The organism is Lishizhenia tianjinensis (assembly GCF_900116425.1).
GTDB lineage: Bacteria > Bacteroidota > Bacteroidia > Flavobacteriales_D > Crocinitomicaceae > Lishizhenia > Lishizhenia tianjinensis.
Window position 1 is genome coordinate 135,183 of record NZ_FPAS01000001.1, and the last position, 19,315, is coordinate 154,497.

A 19,315-nucleotide genomic window follows, 5' to 3' on the forward strand; every position below is an offset into this window, starting at 1 on the left:
GAAGTGCAGGATCTCACTTCCCCCGGTGTAAACCATTCGAATTATTTAATTTTCGCCAAGGCTTCTTGATATTTTTTCTCAACTACAGCCCAGTCTAAAACAGACCAGAATGCGTTTAAGTAATCAGGACGTCTGTTTTGATAATTTAAATAATAAGCATGCTCCCAAACGTCAATTCCAACGATAGGATATCCTTGGCTTGTAGGATTCGTGTCCATTAAGGGATTATCTTGATTTGCTGTAGAAGAAACTTCTAATTCACCGTTGAATTTCACCAATAACCAAGCCCATCCAGAACCAAATTGTGTTGCTCCTGCGTTGTTGAACTGTTCTTGGAAATTTTCGAAACTTCCAAACTTACGAGTGATCGCGTCAGCTAATTCTCCGGTAGGTAAGTTCTGTGGTGTAGGAGATAAAATTTCCCAGAATAAGCTGTGGTTGTAATGACCACCACCATTATTTCTTACTGCTGTTGAGTAAGTACTAATATTGCGAAGAATGTCTTCTAGATTGTCGTGCTGAGCTGGTGTTGCTTCTAAAGCAGCGTTTAATTTATCCACGTAACCTTGGTGGTGTTTACCGTGGTGAATTTTCATTGTTTCTTCGTCAATGTGTGGTGTTAAAGCGTCGTGTGCATAGGATAATGCAGGCAATGTATATTTCATATTTCTTTGTTTTTTTATTTTTTACTTGCCACAAAATTACAGGGTTCTTGAAATAAAACAAGTGTTTACTTGTTTTATTGATTCGTTTATCATTTTCGTGACAATTTTTCATGTGCTTTGATTGTGATAGCTCCTGGCTTAATACTAACTTTACATCATCATCCTAGTATTAGGTAAGAACAGAACATTAGAAAAGTAGTAGCGTGGAAAAAGACAATCTTCTTATAAAGGTATTGGAACAAATCAAATTGCATGATGAAATTAATGCAGCCGAGTTGGCGAAAGCTTTGAGTATTACCAAGGAAGGTGCACGTCAGCATTTGTTGAAGTTCGAAAAAGGTGGTTGGATAGAAGGTTATGCAAATAAGTCGGGTGTTGGTAGACCTGTGCAATATTATAGGTTAACCGAAAAGGGAGATGCGCAATTTCCAGATACACATGCACAAGTTACTGTAGAACTCTTACAATCTGTAAAAGAACTTTTGGGAGAAAGCGCCTTGGATCAACTCATTGAAAATAGAGAGAAGGTAAACTATCAACGTTATGCTTCCAAATTGGATCAGAAGGAAATAGTTGAAGAAAAGTTAAGCCTGTTGAGTCAACTGAGAACCAAAGAAGGTTACATGGCCAGTTGGGAAGAGAAAGACGGGAGCTACTACTTAATAGAAAATCACTGTCCCATTTGTTCTGCCGCCAGAGAATGTCAAGGTTTTTGCGCTGCGGAGCTCAATAACTTTAAACAATTATTGGGAGATGAATTTCAAGTAGAACGCACCAAGCACATACTCAGTGAAGGTAAACGTTGTGTGTACAAGATCACCCCTAAATCTTAATTTTATCTAAAAATATTAGCATTTTTATTTCTTGCTATTCTCCTGTTTTACAGCGTGTTTACGTGGTGTTGGAGTTTTATTGTGTCAAGATTTTTGACATTACATTTAAATATCTCAAAAAAAGTTGTATATTGTGCTAAAATAATTAGCATGGATACAAAAACAAAACAGCGCTTTAGAATTGCCTTGGCAGCTTTATTCATTGCAGGCTCTGCTTATGTGAGTTTGAGGTGGCTTTTTAAAACTCCACCTATGATTAAAGTATTTGTGCTTTTGGCAAACATGGCCATCATTTATTTAAGTATAGATTTCGTTAAAAAACAAAACAGAAAAGACAATTATGGAAAGTAAAAATTTAGTGAAGTACATCGGATTAGGAGTACTGGCCTTTGTGGCAGTAATCATCTTTTTCAATTCGTGGCAAGATGTAGAACCGGGTGAAGAAGGTTTTGTGTACAAGCCGTATACAACGGGGGTAGATACTAATGTTACCTATACAGAAGGTACGCGTTTTATTGCTCCTTGGAACGAGATGATCACCTATAATGTTAGACAATTGTCTAAAGGTTATAACCAAGAGGTGATGGACTTGAACGGTACGGAAGTGAGAGTTGATGTTGCGGTGAACTATTCTGCACAAAAAGGACACACACCCAATTTGCACTTAAAACACGGTCCGGGGTATGTAAGTTTTATTGATGATAAAGCAAAAGGTGCTATAAAAGATGTCATCGGTAGATATACCTACGAACAGGTTTATTCTTCGAAGCGAGAGGTGTTGGAAAATGAGATAGAGGAAATTTTAAAGAATGATTTCCAAGGAAACTTCATAGAGTTGCATTACGTGGAAATTGCAGATGTGAATTTACCCGAAAACATTGCGCAGCAAATTACAGTGAAGGAAACGCAAAAGCAGAAAAACCTTACAGCCAAAGAGAAAGAGAAAGAAGAAGAATATTTGGCCAATGCTAAAATTGAAAAGGCAAGAGGTGACTCAGCATTAGTAGTCTCTGCGCGCTTTAAAGCTGAAGCTATTCAATTGGAAGCCGAGCAAATTTCTAAAAACCCACAATATATAGAGCTTAAAAAGTGGGAGAAATGGGACGGAACAGGTTCTCCTTACGGACAAAATAACGTGTTCGGAGATAAGAGTATCAGCATTCTTAAGCCCAACTAATAGATCCAGTTCAACTACCTAAATCACGAAATCCTCCCTTGCCCTTGCTAAAATAGGGTGGGAGGATTTTTTTTATGAAGAATCTTGATTGAAATTTTTATTTCGAAAATGTGTGTCCATTTACAGATATGGAAGAACCACTGCACGTTACTGTTGGACTGTCAGACCCTGGTGTTGCTGGATTTTGGCCACAAGACGTACTTACATCCGTGTAGTCTAATGTCAATGTAGTTCCACTATAGGTCCAATTGTAATAGAAAGTGACTTTACAAAGAATTTGACAATTACCGCCATATCCTTCAACTATATACGTGATTTTTTGTCCAGACCCATTTGCGTTAAAAGTGAATTTATCAATGGCGCTGGGATTGTCACAATCGTCAACTGGTCTACTCCAAGTACCAACAATACACGCACTGGAAGAAGAAGAAGAACTTTCTGGTTCTAATTTTTCAGTTTTTTCACCTGTATCTTCAAAAATACCTTTATCAGGATCCCAATCGTAAATTGCTTTGGGTTTAAATTCAGCTTCCTGACTTGCAATGCGTTCTCTACCGTTAGATAAAGAGTAAATATCATTAAAAATAGAAAGCTCCATGTTCTTAGATTTAGGCTCAACATAAGGACTATAATCACTCCAATCTATATAGAGTTCTACCGTGTTGTCTTCGACTGAGGCCCCCGGTTGGTAGGAGTAATAACTGTAACCATCCGGTTCGTCTTCATCACCAATTCTTCGAGCTTCGAGATATTCCTCGTCGAGGTTTATACCTATTTCATGTAAAACTATGGCGCATTCTTGACAATCTTCCGGCAATACCAAGCGTATAATATTGGGGAAATGTTCGTATTTCCATTTTTTAGTACATCCTCCAAATAAGAAGAGAACTAAAAGGGAACCCAAGAGCAGTGAGGTCTTTTTCATGTTTTAAAAGTAAAGGAGAAGTAGCACATCAAAAAATGAAACCTAAAAAATACTCACTTTTGGGTACAATACAAGTCAGTATTGAGTGTGAGTAGAGAGTAGGGAGAGTGAGTCGAGACAGTATTGAGTGTGAGTAGGGAGTATTGAGGATGTGATTCATTTCAGTTTAGACTAAAGACCGCCAGATGTTTAAGATGAAATAACCCATCATAGTTCTTTAAATCTTTAAATAATCAACCTTAGGTTGATGCTTAAATCATTAAATCACTTCAACCCGGACTTCAAATCATCAAATCCTTCAAATCCATCAAATCATTCAAATCCTTGAATTATTGAATTGTTGAATCTTTGAATTTTTGAATCCATTTTACCCCCTCTCCAAATTCCATTGTGAATATCTCTTGATAATTTTATGGATACAACCCAAAGAATAATTATCTTTGCAAAAGATTTTATAACACTTCTATGGAAAGCACAATAAATCAAGAAGCTACAGTAGAGCAAGCTGTAGAGCTCGGACTTCGTCCAGAAGAATTTGATATGATTAAAGAAATTTTGGGAAGAACCCCAAATTTCACAGAAACAAGTATTTATTCAGTAATGTGGAGTGAACACTGTTCATACAAAAACTCTATACACTGGTTAAAGCAATTACCAAAGGATGGTCCGCACATGTTGGTAAAAGCTGGTGAAGAAAACGCTGGTTTAGTTGATTTAGGTGATGGATTAGGTTGTGTATTTAAAATTGAATCACATAACCACCCGAGTGCATTAGAGCCTTACCAAGGTGCTGCAACAGGAGTTGGAGGTATCAACCGTGATATCTTTACTATGGGTGCACGTCCGGTAGCGCAATTGAACTCTTTACGTTTTGGATCTATCGAAGAGGATAGAACAAAATGGTTAGTAAAAGGTGTGGTTAAAGGTATTGGTGACTACGGTAACTCTTTCGGTATTCCTATCGTTGGTGGAGAAGTATTCTTCGATGAGTCGTACAACCAAAACCCATTGGTAAACGCATTCTCTGCAGGGATCATGGATCCTTCTAAAGTAATTTCTGCAACTTCTGCAGGACCAGGTAACCCGGTTTACATCGTAGGTTCTTCTACAGGTAAAGACGGTATTGCTGGAGCAGCATTCGCATCGAAAGATATTACAGAGGAATCAGCAGACGATTTACCATCAGTACAGGTGGGTGACCCTTTCCAAGAGAAATTGTTATTAGAAGCAACAATGGAGTTGGCAGAAACTGACGCTATCGTTGGTATGCAGGATATGGGAGCAGCAGGTATTACTTGTTCTTCTTGTGAAATGTCTGCAGCTGGAGATAACGTAGGTATGGATATTTGGTTAGATAAAGTACCAACACGTCAAGAAAACATGTTGCCTTACGAAATCCTTTTATCAGAATCACAAGAACGTATGTTGGTGGTTGTGAAGAAAGGTAGAGAACAAGTTGTAAAAGACATCTTCGACAAGTGGGATTTACACGCAGAGCAAATCGGTGTAGTTACTGAAGGTGGAAGAATTAATTACTATATGAATGATGAGTTGGTAGCAGATGTACCAGCAGAATCATTAGTATTGGGTGGTGGAGCACCAGTTTACATCAGAGAATACTCTGAGCCAGCTTACTACCAAGAGTACAAGAAGTTTAACATCAATGACGTTAAACAACCAGAAGATTTAAAAGAGGTTGCTATTCACTTGTTAAAGCACCCGAACATTGCAAGCAAACGTTGGGTTTACGAGCAATACGATTCTATGGTAGGTACGAAAACAATGACAACTAACCGTCCAGCAGATGCAGGAATCGTGAACATCAAAGGTTCTGATAAAGCATTGGCGATGACAGTTGATTGTAACTCAAGATATGTACACGCTGATCCACACGTAGGTACTGCAATTGCAGTTTCTGAGGCAGCACGTAACATCGTTTGTTCTGGAGGTGAGCCTTCAGCAATTACAAACTGTTTGAACTTTGGTAACCCATACAACCCAGAATCTTACTGGCAGTTTGTTGGAGCTATCAAAGGTATGTCTGAGGCTTGTGAGAAATTCAAAACTCCGGTAACAGGTGGTAACGTTTCTTTCTACAACCAGACTGTATTAGATGGTAAAGAAGAGCCTGTTTTCCCAACGCCAACTATTGGTATGATTGGTTTGGTACACGATAAGAGCAAAGTAATGAGCCTTGACTTTAAACAAAAAGGTGATTTGATCTTTATCTTGGGTGAAACTCCAGAAGATATCGCTTCTTCTGAGTACTTAGCTTCTTACCACGGTGTGAAAGCATCTCCAGCTCCTCACTTCGATATCGAGAAAGAATTCCAATTACAAGAAACAGTGAAAGGATTGATCCAAAACCAAATGATTAATGCAGCTCACGACGTTGCAGATGGTGGATTGTTCATCGCGTTGACTGAAATGGCGATGCCAAATGAGTTAGGATTCGACATCGTTACAGATAGCGAAGTAAGAGAAGATGCTTACTTATTCGGTGAAGCTGCATCAAGAGTTGTAGTTACAGTGAACGAAGACAACGAAGATGCATTTATCGAGTACATGATGAATTCTGGAACGAACTTCACATTGTTAGGTCACGTTACTAAAGGTAAAATGGTGATCGATGAAGAGCACTACGGATTTATCCAAGAAGCAAAAGATATTTACGACAACGCTTTAGGTCAACACATGGAGGCTTAAGCAGCGCTTAAATAAAAAATATAGAAAGAGGCTATTCGAAAGAGTAGCCTCTTTTTTTTGTAATTATTCGAATGGCTCTTACTCTTTACTCACAACTCCTCTCCATACTCTTGCTCCTTACTCTTGCTCAAATAGGGGGATAAGCGGCTAGCTAGGGTGGGAAGAAAGGTTGAAAATACACAAAGGAAAAGGGCGACTGTAAGAAGCCCTTCTTGCTTGTAGTATTTTAAGTTGAAGCCTACCCGTACTAATAGCGTTGACCCGACCCGGAATGGTGAATGAAGGGATTTGCCAGATAATCTAAAGAATCTTAAAGAATGTAAACCAGAGTATGCTTTGCATTCATAAATAATGACCTATCTTTGCGGCATGAAAACGAAGACGCTCAAAAAGAATAAGGTAAATGTAGTTACCTTGGGATGTTCGAAAAACATTTTCGATTCTGAAGTGATGATGGCGCAATTGAAGGCTAATAAGTTTGAAGTTGAGCACGAGGCAAAGCAGGATGATTCGGAAATCGTTATTATCAATACCTGTGGTTTTATAGACAATGCTAAGCAAGAATCTATAGACACAATTTTACGTTACGCGGAGGCAAAAAAAGACGGTCAGGTAGACAAAGTTTACGTGACAGGTTGTTTGTCTGAACGTTACAGAGATGAATTAACAGAGGAGATTCCAGAAGTTGATGCGTTTTTCGGTACCAGAGAATTGCCACGTTTGTTAAAGACCTTAAAGGCAGATTACAAGCACGAGTTGGTAGGGGAGCGTTTGTTAACTACACCTTCTCACTTCTCTTATTTCAAAATTGCAGAAGGATGTGATAGACCTTGTTCTTTTTGTGCCATTCCATTGATGCGTGGAAAACACGTTTCTACACCCATAGAACAATTGGTAAGCAATGCAAAATCTTTGGCTTCTCAAGGGGTGAAAGAATTGATGTTGATTGCTCAAGACTTGACGTATTACGGGTTGGACTTGTACAAGAAAAGAAACTTGGCCGAGTTGGTTGATCGTTTATCTGACGTAGAAGGAATAGAATGGATACGTATGCACTACGCGTTCCCATCTGGTTTCCCTATGGATGTATTGGATGTAATGAACAACAGAAGTAACGTTTGTAATTATTTGGATATGCCACTTCAGCACGGATCAACAAATATGTTGAAAGCCATGCGTAGAGGTATTACGCGTGAGAAAACAGAAGAGTTAGTAGACCAAATTAGAAATAAAGTTCCAGACATCGCGTTGAGAACGACTTTGATTTCTGGTTACCCAGGAGAAACAGAAGCGGATTTCCAAGAAATGTATGATTGGGTAGAGAAGTCAAGATTTGACAGATTGGGAATCTTTACTTACTCGCACGAGGAAAATACCCACGCCTTTAACTTTACGGACGATGTTCCAGATCAAATTAAGCGTGAGAGAGCAGATGCCATTATGGAATTGCAAAGTGGTATTTCTTACGAATTGAACCAGAAGAAAATTGGTCAGGAATTTAAAGTATTGTTTGATAGAGCAGAGGGAGATTACTTCATTGGTAGAACAGAATACGATTCTCCAGAGGTAGATAACGAAGTATTGGTGAAGAAAGCAGATGCTTACGTTAGAATTGGAGATTTCGCAAATGTGAAAATCAATTCTGCAGATCACTACGATTTATACGGTACTGTGGTAGAATAAGCTCACTTAGAAAATATTTAGAAAGCGCCAGGATGAAAGTCTTGGCGTTTTTTTGTACCAATAAATGATTATTTTCGAATCAAACTTAAAGCATGCAATCACCAAAAGACAATCAACAGATATATACGAAACGAAGAATCAACCTATTTTTAATGATAGGTATCTTTATATTGTTTTACGTGTTTCTAGTTAATGCACATAATGGGGATGAAGGAGAATCTATCATTGCGGCTGGTGCACTTGTGGCAATGAGTATATTTACTTTTTCTTTGATCTATTTTAACAAGCCATAAAAAAAGCCGAAGCTTTAAAACTCCGGCTCCTGTTAATATTAACCCGTGTTATCTTCTTTTCTTAATAAGCATTAGGTTGTAAGCGCGTTCAAAAACTACGGCATACAAGGCTGCATTTAAGATTAAGAAAAGAAAATACATGAAGACACCACTTCCTTCTGTTAGGTCAACAAAAGGGTTCAGTAAAGAATGTAAGGGGTAGCGCAATAAGTCATAACTCTCTGCAAAGAATAAAGTAACTGCACTTACATTGTTTAACTGTACTTCTGCATTCCACGCTTGTAAAAAGCTAAAGAAGATTAATCCAGCAAAAACTAGAAAGGTGACTAGGAGTAAGGTTTTGTTGAAAGGTTTTTTCGTTTGTTTTACAATTTTTTTCATTGTCTATTTTCAGATTTAGGGCTTGCCACAAAAATACGCAGCAAGGGCGAATTAGTTGCCTGTTATGTACGGATAATATGTAAAGAGTAGCTTTTAGTTTTTTAACGGTAAGTTTCGTTAGTTCTATTGTAGCTACGTTAATATTTCTAGTATATGTATTAAAGAATGAACATTAATTTTTTAAAAGCTCTATCAGTTTTGCCAGTCGTTCTATGAAAAAAGCATACAAGATGTTGTTCAAGAGCGTACCTATAAAAAACCAACTAATAGATGGAGATAGCAATTCCATGCTGATTAGTTTTTGGTAGATAAACTGAAAGGGGAAGTTGAGTATATCATAAAGTCCATAGCTGATATAGTCTATGAAATTATAACTCGGGTAGGGATGTGTTTCCAGGTGCCAAATGTAGGTGATGACCACTAGGGTGAAGCTTCCTAGTATTAAGAAGCACCAGAAAAACAAATGTTTGTTTAATGGATAATTCATGCGATATGGGGTGTTTTGAATTCGGTTACACATACCTACGCATGAAAAGTTGATTTGGATGTTAGGTGATTTTATTTTGACTTATACTTCGCTGACGTGAGCACTTGAATCGTTTAACTTCATCACTTCTTAAGGCACGGTGTTTTAGCTTACCTCTTTGTTGGGCACGGCGACGCCAGCGTTTAAAACTCTTTTCTTTCAGTTCTCGGCGCATTAATTTAATAACCTCTTGTTCCGGGAGTCCGAATTGAAACTCAATGGCATCGAAGGGCGTTCTATCCTCCCATGCCATTTCTATGATTCTGTCTATGTTTCTAGCTGTAAGTTCCATTTATCTTAAGGTTGAAATTCCACCATCAATGTGGTGTATTTGTCCGGTAATCCATTTGGCTTTATCACTCAATAAGAAGCAAGCAAGGTGTGCTATATCTTCGCTTTGGCCTATGCTCTTCAAAGGGTGACGATCGGCATTGGCTTCTATCTTTTTCTCTGTGTTTAATAAGGCACTGGCCAAAGGGGTGTGGGTGAGAGAAGGCGCTATAACGTTCACTCTAACACCGGGTGCTAATTCTGCAGCCAGAGCTTTTGCAAAACCTTCTATGGCTCCTTTCGAGGCAGAAACTTGTGTGTGAAAATTAAATCCTGTTTGAGCGGCTACGCTAGAAAAGAGGATGATACTCGATTGTTTGGATTTCTGCAATTGAGGTAAACATTGTTGAATAATATCAACGGCACCACTCACTTGAAGTTTAAAATCGTCTACAAAATCATCTGCAGAAAAGCGTTTAAAAGGTTTAAGGTTGATGGTACCAGGGCAGTAAACTAATCCGTCTAATGTATCGGGTAGAAAACTGAGGTCTTTTTCATCACTCATCACGTCTAAATAATGATAGTGTATGTTTTGGGCGATGTCTACAGCTGTATTTCTATACGTTCCAAAAATTTGATTTTCCTTGGCCAATTGTTCAGCTATGCTTTTACCTATGCCAGAAGATGCTCCTACAATTAAATAATTTTTCACGTGTTTGTTTTTCTTTCATAACACACGTAAGCTACAAATGTTCTAAGCTTTTTTATTCAAATTGATCAAAAGAATGGAAAATAGTATGATGAGGACACCCAGCCACTGCAGTAAGTTGAGTTTTTCACCCAAAATAAAATAGGCACAAGCCAAAGAAACTGGTATTTCGAAAGAAGATATAATTCCACCCAGGCCGGTACCTATCTTGGGCATACCCATGGTAAACAATATGGGAGGTATGATGGTACCAAATAGTGCTAAAGGAATTCCCCAAATCAGAAAGTCTTGTACAGAGAAATAATGGATTAAATCCAAATTCCAATAGCTGATTACGGTAATGCTACCACCCAAAATAAAATAAAAGCTTCGCTTTAAATTACCCGCATGGGGAGCTACTTTATTGGAGGCATACATGTTACACGTATAACTCATCGCTGCCAATACTCCAAACAAGATTCCTTTAGCATCGAGGCGCGTAGAAACATCAAAAATATCCGCTGCGAATAAAGTTCCAAGTATGGCTAGCAGCGCTCCGAAAATTTTCTTTACCTCTAATTTTTTGTGTTGAATGATCTCTAATACTACTCCCATCCAAATCGCTTGCATCAATAAAATAATGGCCAAGGAAACGGGGATGTATAATAATGAAACGTAGTAGAATATACTTGTAGCTCCGAAGGATAAACCGTAGAGGAGTAAGCTTCTTTTGTCTTTTAGACTCGGACTTGTTTTTTCTCGCCGTTGTAGGAAAAAGAGGAGGAGTAGACCAAAGAAGAATTGTCCGCCAGTAAGTAAACTCATATGTACTCCATGAATATTGGCATACTTTACGATGCTCGCCAATACGCCGTAGCTGGCTGCAGCTAATCCAACGTAGAGTGATCCCTTTAATTTTTCCACCCCACAAAAGTGGAGATTTTAGCCGTGAAAACAAATAGTTTTTTGACTTGTTAATTATCTGTTAGTAAGGTAATGCGCTTTACGCTTTAAGCCCTTTACAAAATGGCTTTAAAACCCTATATTTGCCACACCAATAACGATACAAACTATGGAAAAAATAGCTCCTTATAAACCGCAAAACAAAGTACGTATAGTTACAGCAGCGTCTTTGTTTGACGGGCATGATGCAGCCATCAATATAATGAGAAGAATCATCCAATCTACAGGTTGTGAGGTGATTCACTTAGGTCACGATAGAAGTGTGGAAGAGGTAGTAGACTGTGCAATTCAAGAAGATGCACAAGCTATTGCAATGACTTCTTACCAAGGGGGACATACAGAATACTTTAAGTACATGTACGACCTTTTGCAAGAGAAGGGTGCACCACACATCAAGATCTTTGGTGGAGGTGGAGGAACCATTCTTCCTTCAGAAATAGAAGAATTACAAGCCTACGGTATAACAAGAATTTACCACCCAGATGATGGACGTGAATTAGGTTTACAAGGAATGATCAATGATTTGATTCAGAAAAGTGATTTCCCAGTAGGAGACCAAGTAAATGGAGCGGTAGCGAAAATTACTTCGAAAGATGCACACAGCATTGCACGTGTAATTTCTGCAGCAGAAAACTTCCCAGAAGAATCGAAAGCGATTTTGGATGAAGTACACGCCATGGCCGAGAAAATAGATACGCCAGTATTGGGTATTACAGGTACAGGTGGTGCAGGTAAGTCTTCTTTGGTAGATGAATTGGTAAGAAGATTCTTGATCGATTTCCCAGAGAAAAACATCGCTGTAATTTCTGTTGACCCATCGAAGCGTAAAACAGGTGGAGCTTTATTAGGAGATAGAATTCGAATGAACTCTATTAAAAATCCTAGAGTTTACATGCGATCTTTAGCAACACGTCAGTCTAACTTGGCGTTGTCTAAGCACGTTGCAGAAGCTTTACAAGTGGTAAAAGCAGCTCAGTACGATTTAATCATTTTGGAAACTTCTGGTATTGGTCAGTCGGATACAGAAATTTTAGATCACTCTGATGTTTCTTTATATGTAATGACACCAGAATACGGTGCCGCTACGCAATTGGAGAAAATTGACATGTTAGATTTCGCCGATGTAATTGCATTGAACAAATTTGACAAGCGCGGAGCATTAGATGCGTTACGCGACGTACGTAAGCAATACCAACGTAACCACCAATTGTGGGATGCGGATGTAGATAGCATGCCGGTTCATGGAACTATTGCTTCTCAATTCAACGATCCAGGAATGAACACTTTATATACGGTGTTGATGGATACTTTGAAGGAGAAAGCTGGATTTAAGTTGGAGTCTACTTTTGAGATTACAAAAGAGATGTCTGAAAAGATATTTGTAATTCCACCAGAGCGTACACGTTACTTGTCTGAGATTTCTGAAAACAACAGAGCGTACGACAAATGGGTAGAGCAACAAGTGGAAACGGCAGATAGATTGTACAGTATCCAACGTTCTATCGATACGATTTCTGAAATGGATGTCGAAGACAAAGACAGATTAATCAAAGGGTTACAAGAGTCTTTCGAAAAAGAAAAGTTAAACTTAGATCCACACAACTGGGAAGCATTGCAGACCTGGGGAGATAAGGTGAAAAAATACACAGAGCCCGTATTTAAATTTAAGGTAAGAGATAAGGAATTAAGCATAGAAACGCACACAGAGTCGCTTTCTCACTCTCAAATTCCAAAAGTTGCTTTGCCGAAGTTTAGATCTTGGGGAGATATATTAAAGTGGACTTTACAAGAAAATGTACCGGGAGAATTCCCTTACACTTCTGGTTTGTTCCCATTCAAACGTGAAGGAGAAGATCCAACACGTATGTTCGCCGGAGAGGGTGGACCAGAGCGTACCAACAAGCGTTTCCACTACGTGAGTTTAGGTATGCCAGCCAAACGTTTGTCAACGGCATTTGACTCAGTTACTTTATACGGTAATGATCCAGCGATTCGTCCGGATATTTACGGAAAAATTGGTAACGCCGGAGTTTCTATCTGTTGTTTAGATGATGCCAAGAAATTATACTCTGGTTTCGACTTAGCAGATCCTAAAACATCTGTATCTATGACCATCAACGGGCCAGCGCCTATGTTGTTAGGTTTCTTCATGAATGCTGCCATCGATCAGCAATGTGAGAAGTACATCAAAGCAAATGGTCTAGAAGCTGAAGTTGAAGCGAAAATCAAAGCGATTTACAAAGGGAAAGAAGACTTACGTCCTACTTACCAAGGAGAATTACCAGAAGGTAACGATGGTTTAGGATTGATGTTGTTGGGTGTAACAGGTGATCAAGTATTACCAGCAGATGTTTACGCAACAATTAAAGCAGATACGTTAACGAAGGTTAGAGGTACAGTTCAAGCCGATATCTTAAAAGAAGATCAAGCACAGAACACCTGTATTTTCTCTACAGAATTTGCCTTGCGTTTAATGGGTGACGTACAACAGTACTTCATCGATAAAGGTGTAAGAAACTTCTATTCTGTATCTATTTCTGGTTACCACATTGCAGAAGCAGGAGCCAACCCAATTACACAGTTGGCCTTTACATTGGCAAATGGATTTACGTATGTAGAGTACTACTTGAGTAGAGGTATGGACATCAATGCTTTCGGACCGAACTTATCGTTCTTCTTCTCGAATGGTATTGATCCAGAATACGCAGTAATTGGTAGAGTTGCACGTAGAATTTGGGCCAAAGCTTTGGCGAAAAAATACGGAGCCAACCCAAGAGCACAGATGTTGAAATACCACATCCAAACTTCTGGACGTTCATTACACGCACAAGAGATAGACTTCAACGATATCCGTACAACGCTACAGGCATTGTACGCGATTTACGATAACTGTAACTCATTACACACGAATGCTTACGATGAGGCAATTACAACGCCTACAGAGGAGTCTGTTCGTAGAGCAATGGCCATTCAGTTGATCATTAACCGTGAGTTAGGATTGGCAAAGAATGAAAACCCGTTACAAGGTTCATTCATCATTGAAGAGTTAACAGATTTAGTAGAAGAAGCGGTATTGACAGAGTTTGATAGAATCACTGAAAGAGGTGGTGTATTAGGAGCGATGGAAACGATGTACCAACGTTCTAAAATTCAAGAAGAAAGCTTGTATTACGAAACATTAAAGCACACAGGTGAATTCCCTATCATTGGTGTAAATACTTTCTTATCGTCTAAAGGTTCGCCAACGGTATTGCCGAAAGAGGTGATTAGAGCAACCAAAGAAGAGAAAGATTACCAAATTGATATGTTGTCTGCATTGCACAATGTAAAAGAAGAGAAGATAGAAGAAGGAATTGCGAAAATTCAAAACGCAGCCATTTCTAACGAAAACATCTTCGAACAATTGATGGAAGTATGTAAGCACGCTTCTTTAGGACAGATTACTGAAGCCTTATTCGAGGTGGGTGGTCAGTACAGAAGAAACATGTAAGCAAATTACTATAACTGATATTGAAAAGGCTGTCCGCAAGGATGGCCTTTTTTGTTGAGATGATAAGACAGCTAGATTTCTAGATACCTAGAGGTTGAATTGTGTTAAGGAATTTTTCAAATGATCAAATCCTTCAAATCCTTCAAATCATCAAATCTTTGAATTATTGAATTAAAAAAGACCACTTCAAATCAATGAAGCAGCCCTTATCAAGTATTTAGCGCAGTTATTTTAGCTTGATTTCTTTCGTTATAAATATTTTGAAATACAGAAAGAAACCGTTGTTCCTTGGTCAATTTCACCGTTAATGTCTATGGTTCCTCTGTGTAAATCCACAATTTTCTTACAGTGAGCCAAACCTATTCCCGTTCCTTTGTATTCATCCTGACCGTGAAGGCGCTGGAACATGGCAAACACTTTATCCTTGTATTTTGGATTTAAACCTATACCATTATCCGTAATAGAGATAATGTAGTAATTATCATTTTCTGTGCAGGAAATAGAAATGTTTGGTATTCTATTTTTTGACCTAAATTTTATGGCGTTAGAAATGATGTTCTGGAATAAAAGGTGTAATTCTACCGGATACCCTTTAACTATAGGAAGTTTTTCTGTTTGAAATTGAGTGATCGTTTCTTGTATAGAAATACTTAAATCCATTTTCACATCTTCCACCACTTTATTGAGATCTACTTCTCCGATTTCACTTTGGTTTCCAAGTTTACTGTGTTCCATTAAACCATTCACCATAGCGCTCATTCTATGGGTAGAGGTATTGATATATTCTAAGAACTTTTTTGAGGTAGGATCTAAATCATTTTTAGCCTTGAGTTGAAGTCTTTCAGTTAAGGTATTTAAAGTTTTTAGTGGTTCCTGTAAATCATGAGAAGTGATGTAAACGAATTGTTCGAGTTCCTCATTTTTCTTTTGAATTTCATTGTAACTATAGGCCAAGTTGTTAGACATACGGTTAAAGGATTTCGACAATTCAGCGAGTTCTTCAGGTTTTTCTATGTCTAGTTTCTCCACACTTTCTCCGGGTTGCATACTTTCTGTAGCCTGAATTAATCGTTGTATGGGGGAGACTATGGTTCTGGTTACTAAAAGTACGAGTATGACCCCAAATACACTACCGATAATAATGGCCATAAGTACGAAATTCGAAGCATTGCTCAATATTTTTTCAAGTCTACTTTGAAGGAGTGCTAAATCTTTGGTGTACAAGGATTCTAACTCTGTTGATGTGTTGTTAAGTTCGAAACTGAGAAGGGGGATTTCTGTTCTTACCAAGGACTTTAATTCAGTCGAATTCAGTATGGCGTTTTCATCATGGGTAATCATTAAAATGGCATTCATACGATGAACCCGGATTTCAATTTTACTCATAATAGTATCAAGTTTACGTATGAGTTTGGTTTTGTATGCTGAATTTACCCTTAAGTTTCTCAGTTGATTAAGCGCATGTGGCATCTCAACTTCCAAGATTTGTTTAACTCTGTTGTGGGTGTTAATGTTGTTTTTATCTGTCCATCTATCAATGAGCAAAAGCATACCCTCTCTGTTCAAAGCATGTATGGTTTTAATGCTAGTGAGAGCAGGGGTGATTTCTGTAGCGATAACCTTGTTGGTCTTACTTGCATGATAAGAAAGGTACTGGTTTAGTCCCAACACTACGGCAAGCAAAACAAAGAAGAGGGAGAAGCTCAACAATAATATGTTGCGGATTTTTTTCATCGTCTAACCTTCGATAAAGAGTTTTTACCAGAATATTCATATAAACTAAAGTAGATTCCTTTAGCTGCTCCATTTTCATCTATAGAGATGTTTCCGCAAACTCCTTGGTAAAATTCCAAATCCTCGAAAGAATTCTGAATGTAAGTGGTTAAATCAGTAAAGTCTTCACTTTGATTTACACCTCTGATAAAAGATAAAATGATTTCGCTGGCATCCCAAGCTTGTAAGGCAGGCCAGGTAGACAGAGGTTTTCTATTGTATTCTTTATAAAACTGAGAAATAAATTCCTTGGCTAAAGGATAGTTTCCATCTGCCAAGTTAAAATAGGTACATTCCGTGCCTATAATACTTTCTTGTGCGTTCAGGTAATAGTTTGTATCGAGTAAAACCGTACTCCCGAAAAAAGGTACACTAATTCCCATTTCGCGTGCCTGTTTCATGGCGTGTCCAAAATTGGCGTAACCAAAAAAGGCAATGGATTCATAGTTTTCATCTTTCAAGCGCTGCAAAACATCTCTAAAATTTGAATCTCCCTTTTGCGTTTCAATTAAGGTGCAGGTGTAATTGGTATGCTCAATCACCTCTTCTACAGAACGTGCAGCACGTTGCATAAAATCGTTGGGGTAATAGAGTACGGCATTCTTTTTAAGTCCTAACTCTATCATTCTAAAACCTATAATTTGGTTCGCTTCTTCGGTTTTTTTAGCAATGGTAAAGGTGTTTTTATTCATGGAAGATAAAAGAGAATCACTGTTCAAAGGATTGATCAATATATCTTTATTCTTTGCCACGCGGTCTTGTAAGGCTATGGTTCCTTCTGTATTACTTATAAAAACAATGTCAAGGTCATGCAAGGCATTGAGTGAATCATACAAATGTGCTGCTTTGTATCCTTCCCAATTGTCATCGGCCCAATGGAAAATTATCTCGGGCTGGTCTGCATTTCTTGTAGCATTATATTTTTTAATGGAAAGGGCAATAGAATTTTTCGCGGGTACTCCCAAATCTATGGCAGTTCCGCTAAGCGGCCCAATGTAGGCTATGTTTATTTGCTCAACTTTTTTAGAAGTGCATCCCGAAAATAGAACGAGTGTTAAAAAGAATAATATGGTAGAAAATAAATGATGCATAATTATGGGTACTGGGTAAAAACTTTTTCTGTTTCGCCCTTATTCGTAAGTTGATATAAATTGAAATTAATTCCCTGTATACTTTTATTGGTATTCATATTTAAAAAACCACAAATACCTGCGTAATTTTTTATGTTCTGTAGCTTGTTGTTGAGGTGATTCGTTAGCTCGTTTTTACTTAGGCCTAAATCGTTAATGTCTCTTATGCAGGAGATGAAAATGTTCATAGCATCATAGGCTTGCATAGGTGGCCAGTCGGATGGGGGAGTTTGACCGTACTCTAAACGAAAATTTTCAAAAAACTCATTGGCCAATGTAGGGTTACCATCTAAACGTGTAAAGTAACTGAATTCTATTCCAGAAATAGCTCCTTCTGAATAGGTGTAGAATTTTTCATCCAAGACCTCTGTACAGCCAAAAAAAGGTGCTGTTATTCCCAAATCTCTGGCTTGGCGCATGGCAAAACCTAGTTCAACATATCCAAAAAAACCGTAGGCTTCTATTCCTTCGTCTTTCAACATAGATAATTCTAAAGTGTAATCTCTCTGATTTAATTTAGTGGGGATGATGTCAACTTGTATTCCCCGAGGGGCTAACTCATCTTTTATGGTTTGCGCAGCTACCACAAAGAAGTTGTAATCCGGTCTAAAAATGGCAACCTTTTTCTTCCCCAATTGGAGTAGGCGATTAGCAATTACTTTGTTGGCTTGTTCTGTACGTTTGGCTATAAAATAGGTGTTGTTGGTGTTTTCTCTTAATTCTTCATCATTATTCAAGGGGTTAATAGCGATAAGGTTGTCTTTCAATAAATGATCTTTTAAAGCTATGGTACCATTTGAATTACTAATGAAAACGGCGTCTATATCAAATTCAGTTCTCAGTTGATTATATAGGGGGACAGAACGAGACGCGTCCCACTGATCATCTGCAAGGTGTAGAATGAGTTTAGGCTCTCCTTCTTTCCGTGAAGTGTTGTATTGTTTTATTGCAAGTTGCATGGCCTGACCGGGGGCTATACCTAAATTGGTGGCTCTCGCGGTTTGAGGACCAATAAACCCTATGTGAACCTCATTGATTCTTTCTTCAGTACAAGAGACCAACAACATAAGAAGCAGCAAGAAAATCGAAAATCTCATATAACTAAAATTAACACTTAAAAGAGGTTATAGTTCAGTTTTGCCAAGCGAGGATAGACGAGGTAAATATAAAGTAATTTAACATAGATGATTATATTTTCTGTTGAACGATGTAAAATAGGGGTTAAACGTAAATTAAAAAAAAAGGACGTTCAATTCGAACGTCCTCTTTTGTAAGGGATTACTATTATGCTTGCTTTACAAACTGTGCTTCTATGTTCAATTTGATTTTGTCAGAAACTACTACGTTTCCTGCTTCAGTTACCGCATTCCAAGATAAACCAAATTCTTTTCTGTTGATTTCTCCTGTGATTTCGAAACCTGCTTTTGTTTGACCGTAAGGATCTACTGCTGTTCCGTTGTGCTCAATGTTTAAAGTAACTTCTTTGGTTACGTCTCTGATCGTTAAATCTCCTACTAAGTTTTCTCCATCGTATGATTTAGAAACAAAAGTCATTTTAGGATATTGTTCTGCATTAAAGAAGTCTTCTGACTTTAAGTGCGCATCTCTATCTGCATTTTTTGTGTGAATAGAATCGATGTCGATTTCAGCTTTCAACTCCATGTCAGAGAAATCTTCTTCATTCGCATGAACACTTCCTGAGAAAGAAGAAAAGTGACCTGTTACTGTTGAAATCATCATGTGTTTCACTTTGAAAATTACATCTGTGTGCGTTGGATCTACAGCCCAAACTGTTTTTGTCATTGTTTCCAT

At 38.1% G+C, this 19,315-nt stretch carries 18 protein-coding genes; 7 read left to right on the forward strand and 11 right to left on the reverse strand.

What is annotated here, in order from left to right:
• Positions 1–41: 41 nt before the first annotated feature.
• Positions 42–665: a superoxide dismutase gene (locus BM327_RS00625; RefSeq protein ID WP_090245158.1), complete on the reverse strand. Its 624-nt coding sequence runs from the start codon at positions 663–665 to the stop codon at positions 42–44.
• A gap of 203 nt (positions 666–868) precedes the next feature.
• Between BM327_RS00625 and BM327_RS00630 the strand changes: the two genes are divergently transcribed.
• From BM327_RS00630 to BM327_RS00640, 3 genes are all read left to right on the forward strand, one after another.
• Positions 869–1,498 carry a helix-turn-helix transcriptional regulator gene (locus BM327_RS00630; RefSeq protein ID WP_244526171.1) on the forward strand — a complete coding sequence of 210 codons (630 nt, stop codon included), beginning with the start codon at positions 869–871 and terminating at the stop codon, positions 1,496–1,498.
• A gap of 150 nt (positions 1,499–1,648) precedes the next feature.
• Complete coding sequence (locus BM327_RS00635) at positions 1,649–1,849, forward strand: hypothetical protein (RefSeq protein WP_090245161.1); 201 nt, start codon at positions 1,649–1,651, stop codon at positions 1,847–1,849.
• The gene (locus BM327_RS00640; protein WP_090245164.1) at positions 1,839–2,675 is read left to right on the forward strand and encodes an SPFH domain-containing protein; all 837 of its coding nucleotides are present in this window, start codon (positions 1,839–1,841) and stop codon (positions 2,673–2,675) included. The genes BM327_RS00635 and BM327_RS00640 overlap by 11 nt, the downstream gene beginning before the upstream one ends.
• Positions 2,676–2,772: 97 nt before the next feature.
• Here BM327_RS00640 and BM327_RS00645 read toward each other — a convergent pair whose 3' ends face one another.
• On the reverse strand, positions 2,773–3,600 hold the full coding sequence (locus BM327_RS00645; RefSeq protein WP_090245166.1) for a hypothetical protein: 828 nt from the start codon (positions 3,598–3,600) through the stop codon (positions 2,773–2,775).
• Between the two features lie 465 nt (positions 3,601–4,065).
• On the opposite strand from BM327_RS00645, the gene purL reads away from it, so the two are divergent.
• The 3 genes from purL (at position 4,066) to BM327_RS00660 (ending at position 8,282) form a co-directional block, all read left to right on the forward strand.
• A complete protein-coding gene (gene purL, locus BM327_RS00650; protein ID WP_090245169.1) occupies positions 4,066–6,306 on the forward strand; it encodes a phosphoribosylformylglycinamidine synthase subunit PurL in 2,241 nt (746 codons plus the stop codon).
• Between the two features lie 369 nt (positions 6,307–6,675).
• Positions 6,676–7,989 carry a 30S ribosomal protein S12 methylthiotransferase RimO gene (rimO, locus tag BM327_RS00655; protein WP_090245171.1) on the forward strand — a complete coding sequence of 438 codons (1,314 nt, stop codon included), beginning with the start codon at positions 6,676–6,678 and terminating at the stop codon, positions 7,987–7,989.
• A 92-nt stretch (positions 7,990–8,081) separates the two neighbouring features.
• Positions 8,082–8,282 (forward strand): hypothetical protein, encoded by a 201-nt coding sequence (locus BM327_RS00660; RefSeq protein WP_090245173.1) that lies wholly within the window; start codon positions 8,082–8,084, stop codon positions 8,280–8,282.
• Positions 8,283–8,330: 48 nt separating this feature from the next.
• Here the strand turns inward: BM327_RS00660 and BM327_RS00665 are convergent, their stop codons facing one another.
• The 5 genes from BM327_RS00665 to BM327_RS00680 all read right to left on the reverse strand — a co-directional run bounded on the left by BM327_RS00665 (position 8,331) and on the right by BM327_RS00680 (position 11,071).
• Complete coding sequence (locus BM327_RS00665) at positions 8,331–8,663, reverse strand: hypothetical protein (protein ID WP_090245176.1); 333 nt, start codon at positions 8,661–8,663, stop codon at positions 8,331–8,333.
• 172 nt (positions 8,664–8,835) lie between these two features.
• On the reverse strand, positions 8,836–9,150 hold the full coding sequence (locus BM327_RS15760; RefSeq protein ID WP_139230190.1) for a hypothetical protein: 315 nt from the start codon (positions 9,148–9,150) through the stop codon (positions 8,836–8,838).
• Between the two features lie 61 nt (positions 9,151–9,211).
• Positions 9,212–9,481 carry a TIGR03643 family protein gene (locus tag BM327_RS00670; RefSeq protein ID WP_090245178.1) on the reverse strand — a complete coding sequence of 90 codons (270 nt, stop codon included), beginning with the start codon at positions 9,479–9,481 and terminating at the stop codon, positions 9,212–9,214.
• Positions 9,482–10,171: an SDR family NAD(P)-dependent oxidoreductase gene (locus tag BM327_RS00675; protein ID WP_090245187.1), complete on the reverse strand. Its 690-nt coding sequence runs from the start codon at positions 10,169–10,171 to the stop codon at positions 9,482–9,484. It abuts the gene before it with no gap.
• Between the two features lie 42 nt (positions 10,172–10,213).
• Positions 10,214–11,071 carry an EamA family transporter gene (locus BM327_RS00680; RefSeq protein ID WP_244526172.1) on the reverse strand — a complete coding sequence of 286 codons (858 nt, stop codon included), beginning with the start codon at positions 11,069–11,071 and terminating at the stop codon, positions 10,214–10,216.
• 148 nt (positions 11,072–11,219) lie between these two features.
• Between BM327_RS00680 and BM327_RS00685 the strand changes: the two genes are divergently transcribed.
• A complete protein-coding gene (locus tag BM327_RS00685; RefSeq protein ID WP_090245190.1) occupies positions 11,220–14,600 on the forward strand; it encodes a methylmalonyl-CoA mutase family protein in 3,381 nt (1,126 codons plus the stop codon).
• A 249-nt stretch (positions 14,601–14,849) separates the two neighbouring features.
• On the opposite strand, the gene BM327_RS00690 is transcribed toward BM327_RS00685, so the two are convergent.
• The 4 genes from BM327_RS00690 to BM327_RS00705 all read right to left on the reverse strand — a co-directional run bounded on the left by BM327_RS00690 (position 14,850) and on the right by BM327_RS00705 (position 19,306).
• Positions 14,850–16,334 (reverse strand): sensor histidine kinase, encoded by a 1,485-nt coding sequence (locus BM327_RS00690; protein ID WP_090245193.1) that lies wholly within the window; start codon positions 16,332–16,334, stop codon positions 14,850–14,852.
• Complete coding sequence (locus tag BM327_RS00695) at positions 16,331–17,464, reverse strand: ABC transporter substrate-binding protein (RefSeq protein ID WP_090245196.1); 1,134 nt, start codon at positions 17,462–17,464, stop codon at positions 16,331–16,333. The genes BM327_RS00690 and BM327_RS00695 overlap by 4 nt, the downstream gene beginning before the upstream one ends.
• A 2-nt stretch (positions 17,465–17,466) precedes the next feature.
• A complete protein-coding gene (locus BM327_RS00700) occupies positions 17,467–18,600 on the reverse strand; it encodes an ABC transporter substrate-binding protein (protein ID WP_090245198.1) in 1,134 nt (377 codons plus the stop codon).
• 187 nt (positions 18,601–18,787) lie between these two features.
• Positions 18,788–19,306 carry a YceI family protein gene (locus tag BM327_RS00705; RefSeq protein ID WP_211664696.1) on the reverse strand — a complete coding sequence of 173 codons (519 nt, stop codon included), beginning with the start codon at positions 19,304–19,306 and terminating at the stop codon, positions 18,788–18,790.
• Positions 19,307–19,315 lie beyond the last annotated feature (9 nt).